Genomic DNA, 19,745 nt, shown 5'->3' on the forward strand with positions numbered 1-19,745 from the left:
AATCTAGGTTATTCTAATGCTAATTTCTTCATCACATGATTCCATACCTGTCGGTAAGGATATGATGAAGATAACAAAAACTTAATACGCCTAGTATTACGGATAATTACTACCCCAATTTTTAATAATTTTAAACGTATTGTACCTATTTGTGCTTTTGCTAATGCACTACCTTGTAATAAATTACCTCTGATATATTCTACTAAAGTGTATGCAAGACCCGATAAAATCATTCTGAGCTGATTAGCCCACCATCTATGACAAGAAGTACGATCTGCAAATAATTCTAGTTGTTGCTCTTTTATACGGTTTTCCATATCACCACGACCACAGTAAACTTTGTCGTATAAATCTTCAGGTTTATCTGATAAATTAGTTACTATATACCTTGGATTTTCTCCAAGCATTGTCATTTCTGCCTTACCAATTATTCTACGTTCATGACTCCAACTACCAGCCTTATATGGAAACTCACTAAAAAGACGTTGCTTTTCTTGGGTTATAATAAATGCTGCTTTTGACTTCTCCATTGTAGGTTTCAGTAACTCATTTAGTCTGTTATTTTGGGGCATTCCTACAATATATTTTATATTATGAATATCACACCAATCAAACATCTGATGACGACAAAATCCACTATCACCACGAAAAATAATCTTTACCTCTGGCCAAGCTTGGCGAAAACGTTTTACTAACAATGATAATATTGCCCAAGAATGTTTTGCTTGATCCTGCTTTGACGTCCTAAGATAACTAACTAACAGATGCTTTCCACAAAAAACATACAAAGGTAAAAAGCAATTATGACCGTAATAACCATGATAAAACTTACCTTCCTGTTGCCCATGAATTTCATCATCCGTAGCATCAAAATCAAGTATTAGCTGCTTTGGTACTATTTTATGAGACTTAATAAATTTATCAAGCATTAGTTCATGCACTTTAATTGCAAAGTGTCTATCAGCATTGTTTTCTATACGACATAAGGTAGAACTACTTGCCATATCATCAATTGTTTCCATAGCTGTTTGCATAGCAGGACATTTTCGTAGATAATTGTGGTCATTTAAATCTTCATAACCTAATGCAATACCATAAATTCGTTGCCTCAGCATTGTTGCCATATTATGGGTAATTTTACTACCATCTCGTCTATCAGGAAATATTTTAGCAAGCTCCTCTGTTATACCAAGCCTTTTATCTGCTTCTCTTAATAACAACACACCTCCATCGCTACTAATATCACCTCCAGTGAAATTTATCTCTATTGTCCGATTTTTTACTTTGGAAAACTGGTAACTATATGCTATACAATTTGTCATGACAAAATCCTTTGTATTATTCTAATGAAATACCAGTATTATACAGCTTTACGAGGATTTTGTCTCCTATATCTCATGCAATATCCGGGCTAAGAGAGACGCCAGATTTTGTAGATGCAAAACGTCACTTAAAAAGGACTTTAGAAAAAGCTAATATTGACGAAAAAAAAATAAAGAACCTTCCTTGGTATAAAGAGAAAGGGGATAAAAAAACTATTTTAGCCTTTTTTCTAGCTGATTGTGCCTGGCCTATCGGTTTTTATTTAACATATATTTATTGTGGGGGCATTTTAAAAAACTCATTTGGTTATACAGCTGAGCAAGTTATTCATCAAAACCTTCTTGTCGCAATAGTAGAATTATTAGGTGCTTTTTTATTAATATATTTATCTTGTAAAATATACCCTTTAAAAATACTCAAAATAAAATTCGTAATATTTTCTATTTTTGTCGTAGCATGTCCATATTTATTTTACAATATTAGTACTCCGCTTCATGTGTTCTTAATTCAATCCTTTATTATGTTATTTGGTTGTTTTATAAACCCCGCCTTTCCAATTTTTTATAAACATTTACCTATTTTAAGGCGTTTTACCTATGTCAGTTTTTCCTTTGCAGTATCACGTGCTAGTATGTACGTTATTACTTCTTTTGGAATCATTTACCTAATAGAGTATTTTAGTCATTGGGGATTATTAATTATCTTGCTTCCAGTTACTATAGGTTTTTGGTTTGGATTATATCACTTTGAAAAACTGGAAAAAGCAGCTGGTAGTTATCCTCAAAGATTATTTGATGTTTATCAGGTAAAGGGCTAATAGATAAATTTTGATAACATAAATTAGTTAAGTATTGCATTATTTGTGGAATTTCTAGATATAAAGCAACCCCAACGAAATTTATCAATGTTTCATCTATTATTTTTCTAGCTTTCTCAGGTGATTTAGCTCCTAAAGTTTGTATGTTATGTACTCGATCAAAGATTTTTATAAGTGCTGTTTCATGCCTTCCTTGTTGAATTAATAAATTTAAACTTTCCTCGGCACTGATTTTTCCATAGGGTTTGATACGAGTTAAGCCTTCTACATGATTTGCTATATCTTTATCAAAAATAACGGCTATATCCCCTTCCGTAAGGGGTGTGTCTTCTATAGTATCGTGTAATAAAGCGGCATTTAGCATACTCGGTATGAAAAGTTTAGGAGCTTCAACTGCCGTAAACTCGGCTAACATATAAGCCACTTCTATCGGATGGGAGTAATACGGGTCACCTGATTGTCGCATTTGTGTGCCGTGATATTTCCGAGCATAGTAAATACCCTTTTTAATTTCCCTAAGATCTATCGGATATTGTACTGAGCTGTTTAAAGAAGTAATTTGCTCCAATAGCCTTGCGGCATAACCGCACATCTCAAACTTTTCTTCCCAGCAATGGATATCTTCCATAAAAATTAACCTAAATTGTTAGATTAATCTTTATAACATTTTCTATTAATAATTTAAAGTAAAACATTAAGTTAATTTAACTTTTTTACTAGTTTTTGAGCGGACATTTAACGTAACATCAATTGTTGCCAAGCTTCGTCATTGCGAGGAGGGACGTAGTGCATAACTGTTGAAAGTGAGAAAGTAGTAATTAAGTTATTACAATTTTTTACTACTAGAGAAAGAAATAATCATAATATTGCGATATTATTAGTAGTAATAATCGGTCATCTAACATATATTTTACTAAAATTAGGAAGAGTGCAGACTTTGGCGGGGAACGCGGTACGTAATGCAAACTTTAAATAACTATAGAATAGCCTTGATTCAGGCTCTGCTTAAGCCTTTTTACTCAAACAGTGCTTTAGCTTCCTGCTAAAAATTTATTCTTAAAAAAATGTTTTGTGACCCATATAAACATATGTACATCTAGTATAAAACAGGTTATTATAAATATGCATTCTTCTTTTGAATGGGACGAAGAGAAAAACAAAATTAATATCGAAAAGCATAAAGTAAATTTTTATGAAGCTCAAAAAGCATTTTTAGATATAAATAGGATAATTTTAAAATTTAGAAATAATTATATAAGAATTTTTGGAGCAGGATATTGGCGTAAAGGTAAGAGGATTTATGAGCAAGAAAATAAAATATACTGACGGTGAAATAGGACAAGTAAAAATAGTAAAGGATTTTTTGCCAGTTCCTAAGGATTTGTTGCTAAAAAATGATTCAGTAAAGGTAACGATTTCTTTAAGCAAAGAAAGTGTAGAATTTTTTAAATCTCAAGCGTCTATTTCACATGTGCCTTATCAAAAAATGATTAGAGCTTTATTAGATAAATATGCTAAACATTATAAAGAAAATAAGAGAGCATAAGGACCAAAATTATAAGGAAGTCGCATAACTCTATTTAGTAGATTGTGGCGATTTGCCCCTTTTTGCGTTCACGGGTTTTCAAATTTTGCTTGATTTTAAAATTTTCAGGTGTAATTACTTATGCCTTTTTAAATTTTTGATTACATATTTTTCAAGTAATAGTAGATTTTCTCACATCAATTTATATTAATGGTGATAAAAAATTATAAAAATCAAAAACCCGTGAACGCTCACATCCCTTTTTCTATACCTTGTTGCTCCCAATGGTGGGCTAAACTAACCGTAAATTTTTCTCCTACTTCAGGGTTTAAATGCGATTTAAGCAATTTAAATAAAATCAATCAGTATTGCAATTTATATTTTATAAATTCATTTAAAGCTTTTTTAATTATTCCATTTAAAGTATCCCCATGCTGTAAAGCATATAAACTTGCTTCTTTATGTAATTCAGGATCAATTCTAACGTTAAAACTGCCCTTAAATGGCTTATCAGGCGTTTTACCAAGTATATTACAATCTTCTAAATAACTGTCTACAGCTTCATGAAATGACAGTATTAAAGATTTGGCATCAGATGCTTCGTAACTTATCAAATCTCTTATAAATTCTATTTTACCAAAAAATAGCTCTTCTAAAGAATCAAAATGTACTGATCCTAAATAGCCTTTATAACTTATAAAATCATTTTTTATCATATTAATCTTTCCTCTTCTAATTTTTTAATTATCTCTTCAATTAGATAGAGCTTTATGATTGGCTTAGGGTGAGGTTTGTGTAGGTTAATAATTAAGCCTGTTTTTCTATGATAAAACTTTCTTCTAGAACCACCAGTTTTACCTTTTGAAATTTCTTCAAAGTTTAAGTTACCAAGCAATCTAATTAGCTCATCCCATGTAAAATCTTTCGGCTTTGACTTTAATCTTTTTATAAGCTTATCTATTGAACTCAACTTAATATTCTTTCTAATTGAAAACTTAATATAGCATATTTATTAATATATGTGCAACTAAAATTAGTTACTTATATTTTTATACTCTGCCGCTTCTATAGTATTCCATGCTAAATTAAGAAAAATAAGAGTGGTATTTACTTTTAAAGCTTGCTCAATTTCTTTCGTTCCTGCTCCTGTGATATTATTATATCCAAGATCAAGCGAGGTAATAGTGCTATTAGTTTTGAGCAGTTTAGCAATTTCCTTAGCTCATGCATTACCTATTTTGTTACCAAAAAAATTAAGTGTTGTAACAGTAGTATTTGTGGCTAGTAATTCGGTAATTTCCTTAACTTCTTCATCTTTTATATTTTTTTCAGAAAGTTTAAGAGAAGTGCCGCCGTTTCGTAAGCTATTAGCTTCCTCTATAAATCCTTTCTTTTCTAAATACTCTATTAGCTCTTTCATATTTTCCTCCTTAGTTAAAAATATATTGCTCCAATTTACATAAATACACTAATCCACGCCCAGTATAGTAGCATCATCATTTATATTTTGATGGCTTATTATTTCATTAAGTTCATTGTCTTCGGAAGTTATAAGCATTTTTGTTGGCTGTTCTTCATAATCCTTTTCTATATTTGTTTTATTTTGTTCACTTAATTTTAAAGTTAACAAATCACATATATTTTTTAAACCTTTTTGTTGAGCTAAACTTAAAGCTGTCTCGCCGTAATTATTAACGTGATTAATAGCCTGATCAGTCATTTTAAGTATTAGTAGCTCACAAATCTTTTCTAAGCCATAACTCGCAGCCAAAGTTAATGCCGTATCGCCGTCATCGTCAATATGGTTAATAGCCTCCTCGGTCATTCTAGATATAAGCAGCACACAAACCTTTTCTAAGCCTTTCCAAGCAGCCACAATTAATGCCGTATTGCCGCTATTAGCAACGTGATTAATAGTCTGATCAGACATTTTAGAAATAAGTAGCTCACAAACCTTTTCTAAGTTTTTCATAGCAGCCCAAGCTAAAGCCGTATCGCCGTTAGTAGTAACCTTGTTAAGTATATGTGCATCCATTTGCTTAACTAGCCTCTCTGCCTCTTCTGCCTTGTTTCCCTTTATCGCTAAAATTAGTTGCTCAAATTTTGTTTGCTGTTCTTCATATTTTTTTTCTAATAAATCACATATATTTTTTAAACCATTTTTTGTAGCTAAACTTAAAGCTGTCTCGCCATTCTTATTAACCTGATTAATAAGCTGATCAGACATGCAAAAAGTTAAATTAGCTTAATGTTTTATTTCAAATTATTTAAGAATCATTATATATTATAAGGTTAAAAAAATGTGCCCTCTTACAATTTATTACTTTAACCCGGATATTGCATGAAGTGAGATTTAAAGTAAGAAATTGAGTAATTTATAATATTAGCAATGATACTTTTGTAAAAATTTTGCCAAAAAGTGCTTTGAAGCCGTTATTTTCAAATTTTAGATGTAATGCCCCTTACCCCATTTTTTCTAAGCACCGGGAACAGTGCTAATCTAGGTTATTCTAATGCTAATTTCTTCATCACATGATTCCATACCTGTCGGTAAGGATATGATGAAGATAACAAAAACTTAATACGCCTAGTATTACGGATAATTACTACCCCAATTTTTAATAATTTTAAACGTATTGTACCTATTTGTGCTTTTGCTAATGCACTACCTTGTAATAAATTACCTCTGATATATTCTACTAAAGTGTATGCAAGACCCGATAAAATCATTCTGAGCTGATTAGCCCACCATCTATGACAAGAAGTACGATCTGCAAATAATTCTAGTTGTTGCTCTTTTATACGGTTTTCCATATCACCACGACCACAGTAAACTTTGTCGTATAAATCTTCAGGTTTATCTGATAAATTAGTTACTATATACCTTGGATTTTCTCCAAGCATTGTCATTTCTGCCTTACCAATTATTCTACGTTCATGACTCCAACTACCAGCCTTATATGGAAACTCACTAAAAAGACGTTGCTTTTCTTGGGTTATAATAAATGCTGCTTTTGACTTCTCCATTGTAGGTTTCAGTAACTCATTTAGTCTGTTATTTTGGGGCATTCCTACAATATATTTTATATTATGAATATCACACCAATCAAACATCTGATGACGACAAAATCCACTATCACCACGAAAAATAATCTTTACCTCTGGCCAAGCTTGGCGAAAACGTTTTACTAACAATGATAATATTGCCCAAGAATGTTTTGCTTGATCCTGCTTTGACGTCCTAAGATAACTAACTAACAGATGCTTTCCACAAAAAACATACAAAGGTAAAAAGCAATTATGACCGTAATAACCATGATAAAACTTACCTTCCTGTTGCCCATGAATTTCATCATCCGTAGCATCAAAATCAAGTATTAGCTGCTTTGGTACTATTTTATGAGACTTAATAAATTTATCAAGCATTAGTTCATGCACTTTAATTGCAAAGTGTCTATCAGCATTGTTTTCTATACGACATAAGGTAGAACTACTTGCCATATCATCAATTGTTTCCATAGCTGTTTGCATAGCAGGACATTTTCGTAGATAATTGTGGTCATTTAAATCTTCATAACCTAATGCAATACCATAAATTCGTTGCCTCAGCATTGTTGCCATATTATGGGTAATTTTACTACCATCTCGTCTATCAGGAAATATTTTAGCAAGCTCCTCTGTTATACCAAGCCTTTTATCTGCTTCTCTTAATAACAACACACCTCCATCGCTACTAATATCACCTCCAGTGAAATTTATCTCTATTGTCCGATTTTTTACTTTGGAAAACTGGTAACTATATGCTATACAATTTGTCATGACAAAATCCTTTGTATTATTCTAATGAAATACCAGTATTATACAGCTTTACGAGGATTTTGTCTCCTATATCTCATGCAATATCCGGGTTAAATTTTCAATAGAAAATGTTATAAGGATTAATCTAATAAATTTGAGTTAATTTTTGTGGAAGATATTAATTATTGGGAAGAAAAGTTTGAAATGTGCGGTTATGCCGCAAAGCTATTGGATAAAATTACCTATTTAAACAGGTTGGTAAAACACCCGATAGATATTAGAGAAGTTAAAAAGGGTATTTACTACGCTCGAAAGTATCACGGCACACAAATGCGGCAATCAGGCGACCCGTATTATTCTCACCCGATAGAAGTGGCTTATATGTTAGCCGAGTTTATGGCATATGAAACTCCTAAGCTTTACAAACCTTATATGATTACAACTAGTCTTCTTCATGATACTATTGAAGATACACCACTTACGGAAAATTGTATTACAAAAATTTTCGATAAAAATATAGCAAATCAGGTAGAGGCTTTAACCCGGATATTGCATGAAGTGAGATTTAAAGTAAGAAATTGAGTAATTTATAATATTAGCAATGATACTTTTGTAAAAATTTTGCCAAAAAGTGCTTTGAAGCCGTTATTTTCAAATTTTAGATGTAATGCCCCTTACCCCATTTTTTCTAAGCACCGGGAACAGTGCTAATCTAGGTTATTCTAATGCTAATTTCTTCATCACATGATTCCATACCTGTCGGTAAGGATATGATGAAGATAACAAAAACTTAATACGCCTAGTATTACGGATAATTACTACCCCAATTTTTAATAATTTTAAACGTATTGTACCTATTTGTGCTTTTGCTAATGCACTACCTTGTAATAAATTACCTCTGATATATTCTACTAAAGTGTATGCAAGACCCGATAAAATCATTCTGAGCTGATTAGCCCACCATCTATGACAAGAAGTACGATCTGCAAATAATTCTAGTTGTTGCTCTTTTATACGGTTTTCCATATCACCACGACCACAGTAAACTTTGTCGTATAAATCTTCAGGTTTATCTGATAAATTAGTTACTATATACCTTGGATTTTCTCCAAGCATTGTCATTTCTGCCTTACCAATTATTCTACGTTCATGACTCCAACTACCAGCCTTATATGGAAACTCACTAAAAAGACGTTGCTTTTCTTGGGTTATAATAAATGCTGCTTTTGACTTCTCCATTGTAGGTTTCAGTAACTCATTTAGTCTGTTATTTTGGGGCATTCCTACAATATATTTTATATTATGAATATCACACCAATCAAACATCTGATGACGACAAAATCCACTATCACCACGAAAAATAATCTTTACCTCTGGCCAAGCTTGGCGAAAACGTTTTACTAACAATGATAATATTGCCCAAGAATGTTTTGCTTGATCCTGCTTTGACGTCCTAAGATAACTAACTAACAGATGCTTTCCACAAAAAACATACAAAGGTAAAAAGCAATTATGACCGTAATAACCATGATAAAACTTACCTTCCTGTTGCCCATGAATTTCATCATCCGTAGCATCAAAATCAAGTATTAGCTGCTTTGGTACTATTTTATGAGACTTAATAAATTTATCAAGCATTAGTTCATGCACTTTAATTGCAAAGTGTCTATCAGCATTGTTTTCTATACGACATAAGGTAGAACTACTTGCCATATCATCAATTGTTTCCATAGCTGTTTGCATAGCAGGACATTTTCGTAGATAATTGTGGTCATTTAAATCTTCATAACCTAATGCAATACCATAAATTCGTTGCCTCAGCATTGTTGCCATATTATGGGTAATTTTACTACCATCTCGTCTATCAGGAAATATTTTAGCAAGCTCCTCTGTTATACCAAGCCTTTTATCTGCTTCTCTTAATAACAACACACCTCCATCGCTACTAATATCACCTCCAGTGAAATTTATCTCTATTGTCCGATTTTTTACTTTGGAAAACTGGTAACTATATGCTATACAATTTGTCATGACAAAATCCTTTGTATTATTCTAATGAAATACCAGTATTATACAGCTTTACGAGGATTTTGTCTCCTATATCTCATGCAATATCCGGGTTAGCTGGTGCATATCAAGACTCCTCTTCAAAAAGCTTATAAATATTAAAAAAGAGAGATAAGTAAACATCCCTCTTTTATTCTAATTCCAGTAATTTCTTTAGTTACCTATCCCGGATATTGCATGAAGTGAGATTTAAAGTAAGAAATTGAGTAATTTATAATATTAGCAATGATACTTTTGTAAAAATTTTGCCAAAAAGTGCTTTGAAGCCGTTATTTTCAAATTTTAGATGTAATGCCCCTTACCCCATTTTTTCTAAGCACCGGGAACAGTGCTAATCTAGGTTATTCTAATGCTAATTTCTTCATCACATGATTCCATACCTGTCGGTAAGGATATGATGAAGATAACAAAAACTTAATACGCCTAGTATTACGGATAATTACTACCCCAATTTTTAATAATTTTAAACGTATTGTACCTATTTGTGCTTTTGCTAATGCACTACCTTGTAATAAATTACCTCTGATATATTCTACTAAAGTGTATGCAAGACCCGATAAAATCATTCTGAGCTGATTAGCCCACCATCTATGACAAGAAGTACGATCTGCAAATAATTCTAGTTGTTGCTCTTTTATACGGTTTTCCATATCACCACGACCACAGTAAACTTTGTCGTATAAATCTTCAGGTTTATCTGATAAATTAGTTACTATATACCTTGGATTTTCTCCAAGCATTGTCATTTCTGCCTTACCAATTATTCTACGTTCATGACTCCAACTACCAGCCTTATATGGAAACTCACTAAAAAGACGTTGCTTTTCTTGGGTTATAATAAATGCTGCTTTTGACTTCTCCATTGTAGGTTTCAGTAACTCATTTAGTCTGTTATTTTGGGGCATTCCTACAATATATTTTATATTATGAATATCACACCAATCAAACATCTGATGACGACAAAATCCACTATCACCACGAAAAATAATCTTTACCTCTGGCCAAGCTTGGCGAAAACGTTTTACTAACAATGATAATATTGCCCAAGAATGTTTTGCTTGATCCTGCTTTGACGTCCTAAGATAACTAACTAACAGATGCTTTCCACAAAAAACATACAAAGGTAAAAAGCAATTATGACCGTAATAACCATGATAAAACTTACCTTCCTGTTGCCCATGAATTTCATCATCCGTAGCATCAAAATCAAGTATTAGCTGCTTTGGTACTATTTTATGAGACTTAATAAATTTATCAAGCATTAGTTCATGCACTTTAATTGCAAAGTGTCTATCAGCATTGTTTTCTATACGACATAAGGTAGAACTACTTGCCATATCATCAATTGTTTCCATAGCTGTTTGCATAGCAGGACATTTTCGTAGATAATTGTGGTCATTTAAATCTTCATAACCTAATGCAATACCATAAATTCGTTGCCTCAGCATTGTTGCCATATTATGGGTAATTTTACTACCATCTCGTCTATCAGGAAATATTTTAGCAAGCTCCTCTGTTATACCAAGCCTTTTATCTGCTTCTCTTAATAACAACACACCTCCATCACTAATATCACCTCCAGTGAAATTTATCTCTATTGTCCGATTTTTTACTTTGGAAAACTGGTAACTATATGCTATACAATTTGTCATGACAAAATCCTTTGTATTATTCTAATGAAATACCAGTATTATACAGCTTTACGAGGATTTTGTCTCCTATATCTCATGCAATATCCGGGATAAGCCTCCTTTTTGTTAATGCTTTATAATATTGGAATATTTACTTAAGTTTAAATTCTAGATATAACAACGTTAAATTTGTGTCATACTTGATTTTATAATTGTTTTTCTGTAAGTATTAAGTTTGTTTAAGAGCATGTTTTTTCCTATAACTTTCAGAATTAATTTCTAGAATCGTAGAATGATGAATTAGCCTATCGATAGCTGCTACAGTCATAGAGTTTGTAGCAAAAATACTATCCCATTCACTAAAAGGCTGATTAGATGTAACAATAAGACTCCCTGATTCATATCGCTGAGCAATCAGTTCGAACAAAACATGCGTTTCAGCTTCATCCTTACGTACATATCCTATATCATCAAGGATAATAACATCATATTTATCAAGTTTAGCAAGTTCTGCCGGAAGGCGACAATCTCGACGAGAGGCTTGCAGATTTTGAACAAGCTTAGTGGGGGAAGTAAAGAGTACTCTGATATTTTTTTCTACCAATGCATACCCTAGTGCAGCAACTAAATGACTTTTTCCTACCCCGGATGGACCAAAAACTAATAAATTTTCGGCTCGCTTAACCCAACTAATATTACAAGCTAGGTCATCTACTTTTGCTTTATTTAAAGTTTGAACCTGACTAAAATCAAAAGTAGCTAAAGATTTACCTACCGGTAGATGAGCTTTTCTTAAATAAGTTTGAATCTTTTTCCTCTGACGAGCTTCTACTTCGTATTCAAAAAGGATAGATAAAAACTTAGTATAATCCCATCCCTCATGCTCTGCTTTTTGTAAAATCGATTGCCATAATTCAAGTATAGTAGGTAGACGTAACTCTTTTAAAAGTATAGGTAGTGCTGTAGCATTATGCATGGCTAACCTCTCTTACTAAAAATGAAGGCAAAAGATGATTATATGTTTGTAGTGAATGTTGCTTAATTTCTACAGGAGGAGGTACTAACTTCATACAAGGTTGATATCGGTTTTGTAACGTTCCTAAACAAGGAACCTTACCTTTAATTAGGGATGACACAACAAATTCTCCTAATTGTTGCTCACAGTTATAATCTGCTGCAAGCTTTAAAATACCTACCATCAATTTATTAGCCTGACGTGGTGTACAATGTTGATCAATTAGCAACCAAATTTTTTTATATATAGGAGTTGGTAGTATGTCATCCCGCAGAATAGAATAGCGAAAAGCTCCGGGTTTACGTACCAAGCTATTAATTAAATGACGATAATTAATGCATCTAGCTGCTTTTTGCTTGTCATCCCCTCTTACTCTAGCCCGGATATTGCATGAGATATAGGAGACAAAATCCTCGTAAAGCTGTATAATACTGGTATTTCATTAGAATAATACAAAGGATTTTGTCATGACAAATTGTATAGCATATAGTTACCAGTTTTCCAAAGTAAAAAATCGGACAATAGAGATAAATTTCACTGGAGGTGATATTAGTAGCGATGGAGGTGTGTTGTTATTAAGAGAAGCAGATAAAAGGCTTGGTATAACAGAGGAGCTTGCTAAAATATTTCCTGATAGACGAGATGGTAGTAAAATTACCCATAATATGGCAACAATGCTGAGGCAACGAATTTATGGTATTGCATTAGGTTATGAAGATTTAAATGACCACAATTATCTACGAAAATGTCCTGCTATGCAAACAGCTATGGAAACAATTGATGATATGGCAAGTAGTTCTACCTTATGTCGTATAGAAAACAATGCTGATAGACACTTTGCAATTAAAGTGCATGAACTAATGCTTGATAAATTTATTAAGTCTCATAAAATAGTACCAAAGCAGCTAATACTTGATTTTGATGCTACGGATGATGAAATTCATGGGCAACAGGAAGGTAAGTTTTATCATGGTTATTACGGTCATAATTGCTTTTTACCTTTGTATGTTTTTTGTGGAAAGCATCTGTTAGTTAGTTATCTTAGGACGTCAAAGCAGGATCAAGCAAAACATTCTTGGGCAATATTATCATTGTTAGTAAAACGTTTTCGCCAAGCTTGGCCAGAGGTAAAGATTATTTTTCGTGGTGATAGTGGATTTTGTCGTCATCAGATGTTTGATTGGTGTGATATTCATAATATAAAATATATTGTAGGAATGCCCCAAAATAACAGACTAAATGAGTTACTGAAACCTACAATGGAGAAGTCAAAAGCAGCATTTATTATAACCCAAGAAAAGCAACGTCTTTTTAGTGAGTTTCCATATAAGGCTGGTAGTTGGAGTCATGAACGTAGAATAATTGGTAAGGCAGAAATGACAATGCTTGGAGAAAATCCAAGGTATATAGTAACTAATTTATCAGATAAACCTGAAGATTTATACGACAAAGTTTACTGTGGTCGTGGTGATATGGAAAACCGTATAAAAGAGCAACAACTAGAATTATTTGCAGATCGTACTTCTTGTCATAGATGGTGGGCTAATCAGCTCAGAATGATTTTATCGGGTCTTGCATACACTTTAGTAGAATATATCAGAGGTAATTTATTACAAGGTAGTGCATTAGCAAAAGCACAAATAGGTACAATACGTTTAAAATTATTAAAAATTGGGGTAGTAATTATCCGTAATACTAGGCGTATTAAGTTTTTGTTATCTTCATCATATCCTTACCGACAGGTATGGAATCATGTGATGAAGAAATTAGCATTAGAATAACCTAGATTAGCACTGTTCCCGGTGCTTAGAAAAAATGGGGTAAGGGGCATTACATCTAAAATTTGAAAATAACGGCTTCAAAGCACTTTTTGGCAAAATTTTTACAAAAGTATCATTGCTAATATTATAAATTACTCAATTTCTTACTTTAAATCTCACTTCATGCAATATCCGGGATAGAATACATTTTTGTTTTGTCATACTGTATTTCCTTTCTGTTAATATTGTCTCATACTAACTGTCCGGAATACTATAGCCACATCATACCAATGGATTTGCTCGGAATTATTATTATCATTAGTCTTAATTGTTACATTTGCGTTTAGCATCTAACTTTTCCAATATAATTCATAATCTTGTTTACTTATTTAGGGTAAATCACCAGTCTTAAGTCAGCATCATTTCTGATTAGCACATAGTGCCTATACACCCAGTTATGTATTCCTGTAGTCTTTCGACTTAGTGTCATTAGCTTTTTAAGACCTCTCTTACCTACTATCAGTTGCCAAATAATAGGCTTACCACGTTTCACTAATTAAAGATGCGTTAAGTTGGTTACCTTCTTTATACCGGGGAACTGGCATTTTTAAAGAAGGTCGCGTGTGCCTTCTTACAGCTAAGCTTTTCAGCTTTATCCCTATAACAGATATTATCTGGAGTATCTGCTTTTATATTTACGATATTTTCCAAACAAAGATTCACTTTCGTTTAACCAATTTTAACTTTACTTTGCCCCTATTTCCTATCCAGATTAGTACTTTAGTTAGGCTTCTTATTGCGCTTAGCACAAGGTCGTTACCAACCTTACACCGCAATAATAGTAATTAGGTCTAAATGCAACCTAGCCGCAATATACTTGCAGACTTTATTTTAGTGCCATCGTGTCGCACCACGCAATATACTTGCAGACTTTATTTTAGCCCGGATATTGCATGAAGTGAGATTTAAAGTAAGAAATTGAGTAATTTATAATATTAGCAATGATACTTTTGTAAAAATTTTGCCAAAAAGTGCTTTGAAGCCGTTATTTTCAAATTTTAGATGTAATGCCCCTTACCCCATTTTTTCTAAGCACCGGGAACAGTGCTAATCTAGGTTATTCTAATGCTAATTTCTTCATCACATGATTCCATACCTGTCGGTAAGGATATGATGAAGATAACAAAAACTTAATACGCCTAGTATTACGGATAATTACTACCCCAATTTTTAATAATTTTAAACGTATTGTACCTATTTGTGCTTTTGCTAATGCACTACCTTGTAATAAATTACCTCTGATATATTCTACTAACCCGGATATTGCATGAAGTGAGATTTAAAGTAAGAAATTGAGTAATTTATAATATTAGCAATGATACTTTTGTAAAAATTTTGCCAAAAAGTGCTTTGAAGCCGTTATTTTCAAATTTTAGATGTAATGCCCCTTACCCCATTTTTTCTAAGCACCGGGAACAGTGCTAATCTAGGTTATTCTAATGCTAATTTCTTCATCACATGATTCCATACCTGTCGGTAAGGATATGATGAAGATAACAAAAACTTAATACGCCTAGTATTACGGATAATTACTACCCCAATTTTTAATAATTTTAAACGTATTGTACCTATTTGTGCTTTTGCTAATGCACTACCTTGTAATAAATTACCTCTGATATATTCTACTAAAGTGTATGCAAGACCCGATAAAATCATTCTGAGCTGATTAGCCCACCATCTATGACAAGAAGTACGATCTGCAAATAATTCTAGTTGTTGCTCTTTTATACGGTTTTCCATATCACCACGACCACAGTAAACTTTGTCGTATAAATCTTCAGGTTTATCTGATAAATTAGTTACTATATACCTTGGATTTTCTCCAAGCATTGTCATTTCTGCCTTACCAATTATTCTACGTTCATGACTCCAACTACCAGCCTTATATGGAAACTCACTAAAAAGACGTTGCTTTTCTTGGGTTATAATAAATGCTGCTTTTGACTTCTCCATTGTAGGTTTCAGTAACTCATTTAGTCTGTTATTTTGGGGCATTCCTACAATATATTTTATATTATGAATATCACACCAATCAAACATCTGATGACGACAAAATCCACTATCACCACGAAAAATAATCTTTACCTCTGGCCAAGCTTGGCGAAAACGTTTTACTAACAATGATAATATTGCCCAAGAATGTTTTGCTTGATCCTGCTTTGACGTCCTAAGATAACTAACCCGGATATTGCATGAGATATAGGAGACAAAATCCTCGTAAAGCTGTATAATACTGGTATTTCATTAGAATAATACAAAGGATTTTGTCATGACAAATTGTATAGCATATAGTTACCAGTTTTCCAAAGTAAAAAATCGGACAATAGAGATAAATTTCACTGGAGGTGATATTAGTAGCGATGGAGGTGTGTTGTTATTAAGAGAAGCAGATAAAAGGCTTGGTATAACAGAGGAGCTTGCTAAAATATTTCCTGATAGACGAGATGGTAGTAAAATTACCCATAATATGGCAACAATGCTGAGGCAACGAATTTATGGTATTGCATTAGGTTATGAAGATTTAAATGACCACAATTATCTACGAAAATGTCCTGCTATGCAAACAGCTATGGAAACAATTGATGATATGGCAAGTAGTTCTACCTTATGTCGTATAGAAAACAATGCTGATAGACACTTTGCAATTAAAGTGCATGAACTAATGCTTGATAAATTTATTAAGTCTCATAAAATAGTACCAAAGCAGCTAATACTTGATTTTGATGCTACGGATGATGAAATTCATGGGCAACAGGAAGGTAAGTTTTATCATGGTTATTACGGTCATAATTGCTTTTTACCTTTGTATGTTTTTTGTGGAAAGCATCTGTTAGTTAGTTATCTTAGGACGTCAAAGCAGGATCAAGCAAAACATTCTTGGGCAATATTATCATTGTTAGTAAAACGTTTTCGCCAAGCTTGGCCAGAGGTAAAGATTATTTTTCGTGGTGATAGTGGATTTTGTCGTCATCAGATGTTTGATTGGTGTGATATTCATAATATAAAATATATTGTAGGAATGCCCCAAAATAACAGACTAAATGAGTTACTGAAACCTACAATGGAGAAGTCAAAAGCAGCATTTATTATAACCCAAGAAAAGCAACGTCTTTTTAGTGAGTTTCCATATAAGGCTGGTAGTTGGAGTCATGAACGTAGAATAATTGGTAAGGCAGAAATGACAATGCTTGGAGAAAATCCAAGGTATATAGTAACTAATTTATCAGATAAACCTGAAGATTTATACGACAAAGTTTACTGTGGTCGTGGTGATATGGAAAACCGTATAAAAGAGCAACAACTAGAATTATTTGCAGATCGTACTTCTTGTCATAGATGGTGGGCTAATCAGCTCAGAATGATTTTATCGGGTCTTGCATACACTTTAGTAGAATATATCAGAGGTAATTTATTACAAGGTAGTGCATTAGCAAAAGCACAAATAGGTACAATACGTTTAAAATTATTAAAAATTGGGGTAGTAATTATCCGTAATACTAGGCGTATTAAGTTTTTGTTATCTTCATCATATCCTTACCGACAGGTATGGAATCATGTGATGAAGAAATTAGCATTAGAATAACCTAGATTAGCACTGTTCCCGGTGCTTAGAAAAAATGGGGTAAGGGGCATTACATCTAAAATTTGAAAATAACGGCTTCAAAGCACTTTTTGGCAAAATTTTTACAAAAGTATCATTGCTAATATTATAAATTACTCAATTTCTTACTTTAAATCTCACTTCATGCAATATCCGGGCTAACTAACAGATGCTTTCCACAAAAAACATACAAAGGTAAAAAGCAATTATGACCGTAATAACCATGATAAAACTTACCTTCCTGTTGCCCATGAATTTCATCATCCGTAGCATCAAAATCAAGTATTAGCTGCTTTGGTACTATTTTATGAGACTTAATAAATTTATCAAGCATTAGTTCATGCACTTTAATTGCAAAGTGTCTATCAGCATTGTTTTCTATACGACATAAGGTAGAACTACTTGCCATATCATCAATTGTTTCCATAGCTGTTTGCATAGCAGGACATTTTCGTAGATAATTGTGGTCATTTAAATCTTCATAACCTAATGCAATACCATAAATTCGTTGCCTCAGCATTGTTGCCATATTATGGGTAATTTTACTACCATCTCGTCTATCAGGAAATATTTTAGCAAGCTCCTCTGTTATACCAAGCCTTTTATCTGCTTCTCTTAATAACAACACACCTCCATCGCTACTAATATCACCTCCAGTGAAATTTATCTCTATTGTCCGATTTTTTACTTTGGAAAACTGGTAACTATATGCTATACAATTTGTCATGACAAAATCCTTTGTATTATTCTAATGAAATACCAGTATTATACAGCTTTACGAGGATTTTGTCTCCTATATCTCATGCAATATCCGGGCTAAAGTGTATGCAAGACCCGATAAAATCATTCTGAGCTGATTAGCCCACCATCTATGACAAGAAGTACGATCTGCAAATAATTCTAGTTGTTGCTCTTTTATACGGTTTTCCATATCACCACGACCACAGTAAACTTTGTCGTATAAATCTTCAGGTTTATCTGATAAATTAGTTACTATATACCTTGGATTTTCTCCAAGCATTGTCATTTCTGCCTTACCAATTATTCTACGTTCATGACTCCAACTACCAGCCTTATATGGAAACTCACTAAAAAGACGTTGCTTTTCTTGGGTTATAATAAATGCTGCTTTTGACTTCTCCATTGTAGGTTTCAGTAACTCATTTAGTCTGTTATTTTGGGGCATTCCTACAATATATTTTATATTATGAATATCACACCAATCAAACATCTGATGACGACAAAATCCACTATCACCACGAAAAATAATCTTTACCTCTGGCCAAGCTTGGCGAAAACGTTTTACTAACAATGATAATATTGCCCAAGAATGTTTTGCTTGATCCTGCTTTGACGTCCTAAGATAACTAACTAACAGATGCTTTCCACAAAAAACATACAAAGGTAAAAAGCAATTATGACCGTAATAACCATGATAAAACTTACCTTCCTGTTGCCCATGAATTTCATCATCCGTAGCATCAAAATCAAGTATTAGCTGCTTTGGTACTATTTTATGAGACTTAATAAATTTATCAAGCATTAGTTCATGCACTTTAATTGCAAAGTGTCTATCAGCATTGTTTTCTATACGACATAAGGTAGAACTACTTGCCATATCATCAATTGTTTCCATAGCTGTTTGCATAGCAGGACATTTTCGTAGATAATTGTGGTCATTTAAATCTTCATAACCTAATGCAATACCATAAATTCGTTGCCTCAGCATTGTTGCCATATTATGGGTAATTTTACTACCATCTCGTCTATCAGGAAATATTTTAGCAAGCTCCTCTGTTATACCAAGCCTTTTATCTGCTTCTCTTAATAACAACACACCTCCATCGCTACTAATATCACCTCCAGTGAAATTTATCTCTATTGTCCGATTTTTTACTTTGGAAAACTGGTAACTATATGCTATACAATTTGTCATGACAAAATCCTTTGTATTATTCTAATGAAATACCAGTATTATACAGCTTTACGAGGATTTTGTCTCCTATATCTCATGCAATATCCGGGTTAGTGCCATCGTGTCGCACCACGCAATATATAAACCTTACGGTTTATTTTTGCTTGCTGGTTCAAGTGGTTCTGGTTTCAGTGGATGATTTTAAGATTGCATGGTAATGTCAATGATAGATT

22 protein-coding genes and 1 pseudogene are annotated in these 19,745 nt (G+C 32.9%); 7 read left to right on the forward strand and 16 right to left on the reverse strand.

Annotation, left to right across the window (positions count from 1 at the left end; all coding sequences use genetic code 11):
• Positions 1 to 8: 8 nt before the first annotated feature.
• Positions 9 to 1,322, reverse strand: coding sequence for an IS1380 family transposase (locus AAGD48_RS08740; protein ID WP_341789277.1), 1,314 nt, complete (start codon positions 1,320 to 1,322; stop codon positions 9 to 11).
• 59 nt (positions 1,323 to 1,381) lie between these two features.
• On the opposite strand from AAGD48_RS08740, the gene AAGD48_RS08745 reads away from it, so the two are divergent.
• On the forward strand, positions 1,382 to 2,140 hold the full coding sequence (locus tag AAGD48_RS08745; protein WP_341789724.1) for an MFS transporter: 759 nt from the start codon (positions 1,382 to 1,384) through the stop codon (positions 2,138 to 2,140).
• On the opposite strand, the gene AAGD48_RS08750 is transcribed toward AAGD48_RS08745, so the two are convergent.
• Positions 2,040 to 2,768 carry an HD domain-containing protein gene (locus AAGD48_RS08750; RefSeq protein ID WP_341789725.1) on the reverse strand — a complete coding sequence of 243 codons (729 nt, stop codon included), beginning with the start codon at positions 2,766 to 2,768 and terminating at the stop codon, positions 2,040 to 2,042. The two genes, AAGD48_RS08745 and AAGD48_RS08750, sit on opposite strands and share 101 nt — an antisense overlap.
• Positions 2,769 to 3,262: 494 nt before the next feature.
• Between AAGD48_RS08750 and AAGD48_RS08755 the strand changes: the two genes are divergently transcribed.
• Both AAGD48_RS08755 and AAGD48_RS08760 read left to right on the forward strand, forming a co-directional pair.
• On the forward strand, positions 3,263 to 3,466 hold the full coding sequence (locus AAGD48_RS08755) for a BrnT family toxin (protein WP_341789726.1): 204 nt from the start codon (positions 3,263 to 3,265) through the stop codon (positions 3,464 to 3,466).
• Entirely contained in the window at positions 3,441 to 3,686 is a 246-nt protein-coding gene (locus AAGD48_RS08760) for a CopG family transcriptional regulator (RefSeq protein WP_341789727.1), read from the forward strand. The genes AAGD48_RS08755 and AAGD48_RS08760 overlap by 26 nt, the downstream gene beginning before the upstream one ends.
• Positions 3,687 to 4,027: 341 nt before the next feature.
• Here AAGD48_RS08760 and AAGD48_RS08765 read toward each other — a convergent pair whose 3' ends face one another.
• The 6 genes from AAGD48_RS08765 to AAGD48_RS08785 form a co-directional block, all read right to left on the reverse strand.
• The gene (locus AAGD48_RS08765) at positions 4,028 to 4,381 is read right to left on the reverse strand and encodes a type II toxin-antitoxin system HicB family antitoxin (protein ID WP_341789728.1); all 354 of its coding nucleotides are present in this window, start codon (positions 4,379 to 4,381) and stop codon (positions 4,028 to 4,030) included.
• Positions 4,378 to 4,635, reverse strand: coding sequence for a type II toxin-antitoxin system HicA family toxin (locus AAGD48_RS08770; RefSeq protein WP_341789729.1), 258 nt, complete (start codon positions 4,633 to 4,635; stop codon positions 4,378 to 4,380). Before AAGD48_RS08770 ends, AAGD48_RS08765 begins: the two co-directional genes overlap by 4 nt.
• 63 nt (positions 4,636 to 4,698) lie before the next feature.
• Positions 4,699 to 4,878, reverse strand: coding sequence for a hypothetical protein (locus AAGD48_RS10680; protein ID WP_410526038.1), 180 nt, complete (start codon positions 4,876 to 4,878; stop codon positions 4,699 to 4,701).
• Between the two features lie 9 nt (positions 4,879 to 4,887).
• On the reverse strand, positions 4,888 to 5,085 hold the full coding sequence (locus AAGD48_RS08775; protein WP_341789730.1) for a hypothetical protein: 198 nt from the start codon (positions 5,083 to 5,085) through the stop codon (positions 4,888 to 4,890).
• 48 nt (positions 5,086 to 5,133) lie between these two features.
• Entirely contained in the window at positions 5,134 to 5,892 is a 759-nt protein-coding gene (locus AAGD48_RS08780; protein ID WP_341789731.1) for an ankyrin repeat domain-containing protein, read from the reverse strand.
• A 278-nt stretch (positions 5,893 to 6,170) separates the two neighbouring features.
• Positions 6,171 to 7,484 carry an IS1380 family transposase gene (locus tag AAGD48_RS08785; RefSeq protein ID WP_341789277.1) on the reverse strand — a complete coding sequence of 438 codons (1,314 nt, stop codon included), beginning with the start codon at positions 7,482 to 7,484 and terminating at the stop codon, positions 6,171 to 6,173.
• A gap of 147 nt (positions 7,485 to 7,631) precedes the next feature.
• Between AAGD48_RS08785 and AAGD48_RS08790 the strand changes: the two are divergent.
• Positions 7,632 to 8,012: pseudogene (locus tag AAGD48_RS08790) on the forward strand (HD domain-containing protein); the annotation flags it as partial.
• A 168-nt stretch (positions 8,013 to 8,180) separates the two neighbouring features.
• Here the strand turns inward: AAGD48_RS08790 and AAGD48_RS08795 are convergent.
• The 4 genes from AAGD48_RS08795 to AAGD48_RS08810 form a co-directional block, all read right to left on the reverse strand.
• Complete coding sequence (locus AAGD48_RS08795) at positions 8,181 to 9,494, reverse strand: IS1380 family transposase (RefSeq protein WP_341789277.1); 1,314 nt, start codon at positions 9,492 to 9,494, stop codon at positions 8,181 to 8,183.
• A 377-nt stretch (positions 9,495 to 9,871) separates the two neighbouring features.
• Entirely contained in the window at positions 9,872 to 11,182 is a 1,311-nt protein-coding gene (locus tag AAGD48_RS08800; RefSeq protein WP_341789732.1) for an IS1380 family transposase, read from the reverse strand.
• A 208-nt stretch (positions 11,183 to 11,390) separates the two neighbouring features.
• Positions 11,391 to 12,137: an IS21-like element helper ATPase IstB gene (gene istB, locus AAGD48_RS08805; RefSeq protein WP_341789733.1), complete on the reverse strand. Its 747-nt coding sequence runs from the start codon at positions 12,135 to 12,137 to the stop codon at positions 11,391 to 11,393.
• Positions 12,130 to 12,486 carry a hypothetical protein gene (locus tag AAGD48_RS08810; RefSeq protein WP_341789734.1) on the reverse strand — a complete coding sequence of 119 codons (357 nt, stop codon included), beginning with the start codon at positions 12,484 to 12,486 and terminating at the stop codon, positions 12,130 to 12,132. The genes istB and AAGD48_RS08810 overlap by 8 nt, the downstream gene beginning before the upstream one ends.
• A 157-nt stretch (positions 12,487 to 12,643) precedes the next feature.
• Here AAGD48_RS08810 and AAGD48_RS08815 point away from each other — a divergent pair, with 157 nt between their 5' ends.
• Positions 12,644 to 13,957: an IS1380 family transposase gene (locus tag AAGD48_RS08815; protein WP_341789277.1), complete on the forward strand. Its 1,314-nt coding sequence runs from the start codon at positions 12,644 to 12,646 to the stop codon at positions 13,955 to 13,957.
• A 1,096-nt stretch (positions 13,958 to 15,053) separates the two neighbouring features.
• Here the strand turns inward: AAGD48_RS08815 and AAGD48_RS10685 are convergent.
• Both AAGD48_RS10685 and AAGD48_RS08820 read right to left on the reverse strand, forming a co-directional pair.
• Positions 15,054 to 15,275 (reverse strand): transposase, encoded by a 222-nt coding sequence (locus AAGD48_RS10685; protein WP_410526039.1) that lies wholly within the window; start codon positions 15,273 to 15,275, stop codon positions 15,054 to 15,056.
• 152 nt (positions 15,276 to 15,427) lie between these two features.
• On the reverse strand, positions 15,428 to 16,117 hold the full coding sequence (locus AAGD48_RS08820) for an IS1380 family transposase (protein WP_341789735.1): 690 nt from the start codon (positions 16,115 to 16,117) through the stop codon (positions 15,428 to 15,430).
• Positions 16,118 to 16,265: 148 nt separating this feature from the next.
• Between AAGD48_RS08820 and AAGD48_RS08825 the strand changes: the two genes are divergently transcribed.
• Positions 16,266 to 17,579, forward strand: a complete 1,314-nt coding sequence (locus tag AAGD48_RS08825) for an IS1380 family transposase (RefSeq protein WP_341789277.1) — start codon at positions 16,266 to 16,268, stop codon at positions 17,577 to 17,579.
• A gap of 160 nt (positions 17,580 to 17,739) precedes the next feature.
• On the opposite strand, the gene AAGD48_RS08830 is transcribed toward AAGD48_RS08825, so the two are convergent.
• Together AAGD48_RS08830 and AAGD48_RS08835 are read right to left on the reverse strand one after the other, a co-directional pair.
• Positions 17,740 to 18,324 carry a transposase gene (locus AAGD48_RS08830; RefSeq protein ID WP_341789736.1) on the reverse strand — a complete coding sequence of 195 codons (585 nt, stop codon included), beginning with the start codon at positions 18,322 to 18,324 and terminating at the stop codon, positions 17,740 to 17,742.
• A 66-nt stretch (positions 18,325 to 18,390) separates the two neighbouring features.
• Positions 18,391 to 19,533, reverse strand: coding sequence for an IS1380 family transposase (locus tag AAGD48_RS08835; RefSeq protein WP_341789737.1), 1,143 nt, complete (start codon positions 19,531 to 19,533; stop codon positions 18,391 to 18,393).
• 59 nt (positions 19,534 to 19,592) lie between these two features.
• On the opposite strand from AAGD48_RS08835, the gene AAGD48_RS08840 reads away from it, so the two are divergent.
• Complete coding sequence (locus tag AAGD48_RS08840; protein WP_341789738.1) at positions 19,593 to 19,730, forward strand: hypothetical protein; 138 nt, start codon at positions 19,593 to 19,595, stop codon at positions 19,728 to 19,730.
• Positions 19,731 to 19,745 lie beyond the last annotated feature (15 nt).

It is taken from the genome of Rickettsia endosymbiont of Polydrusus tereticollis, from assembly GCF_964026385.1.
GTDB lineage: Bacteria > Pseudomonadota > Alphaproteobacteria > Rickettsiales > Rickettsiaceae > Rickettsia.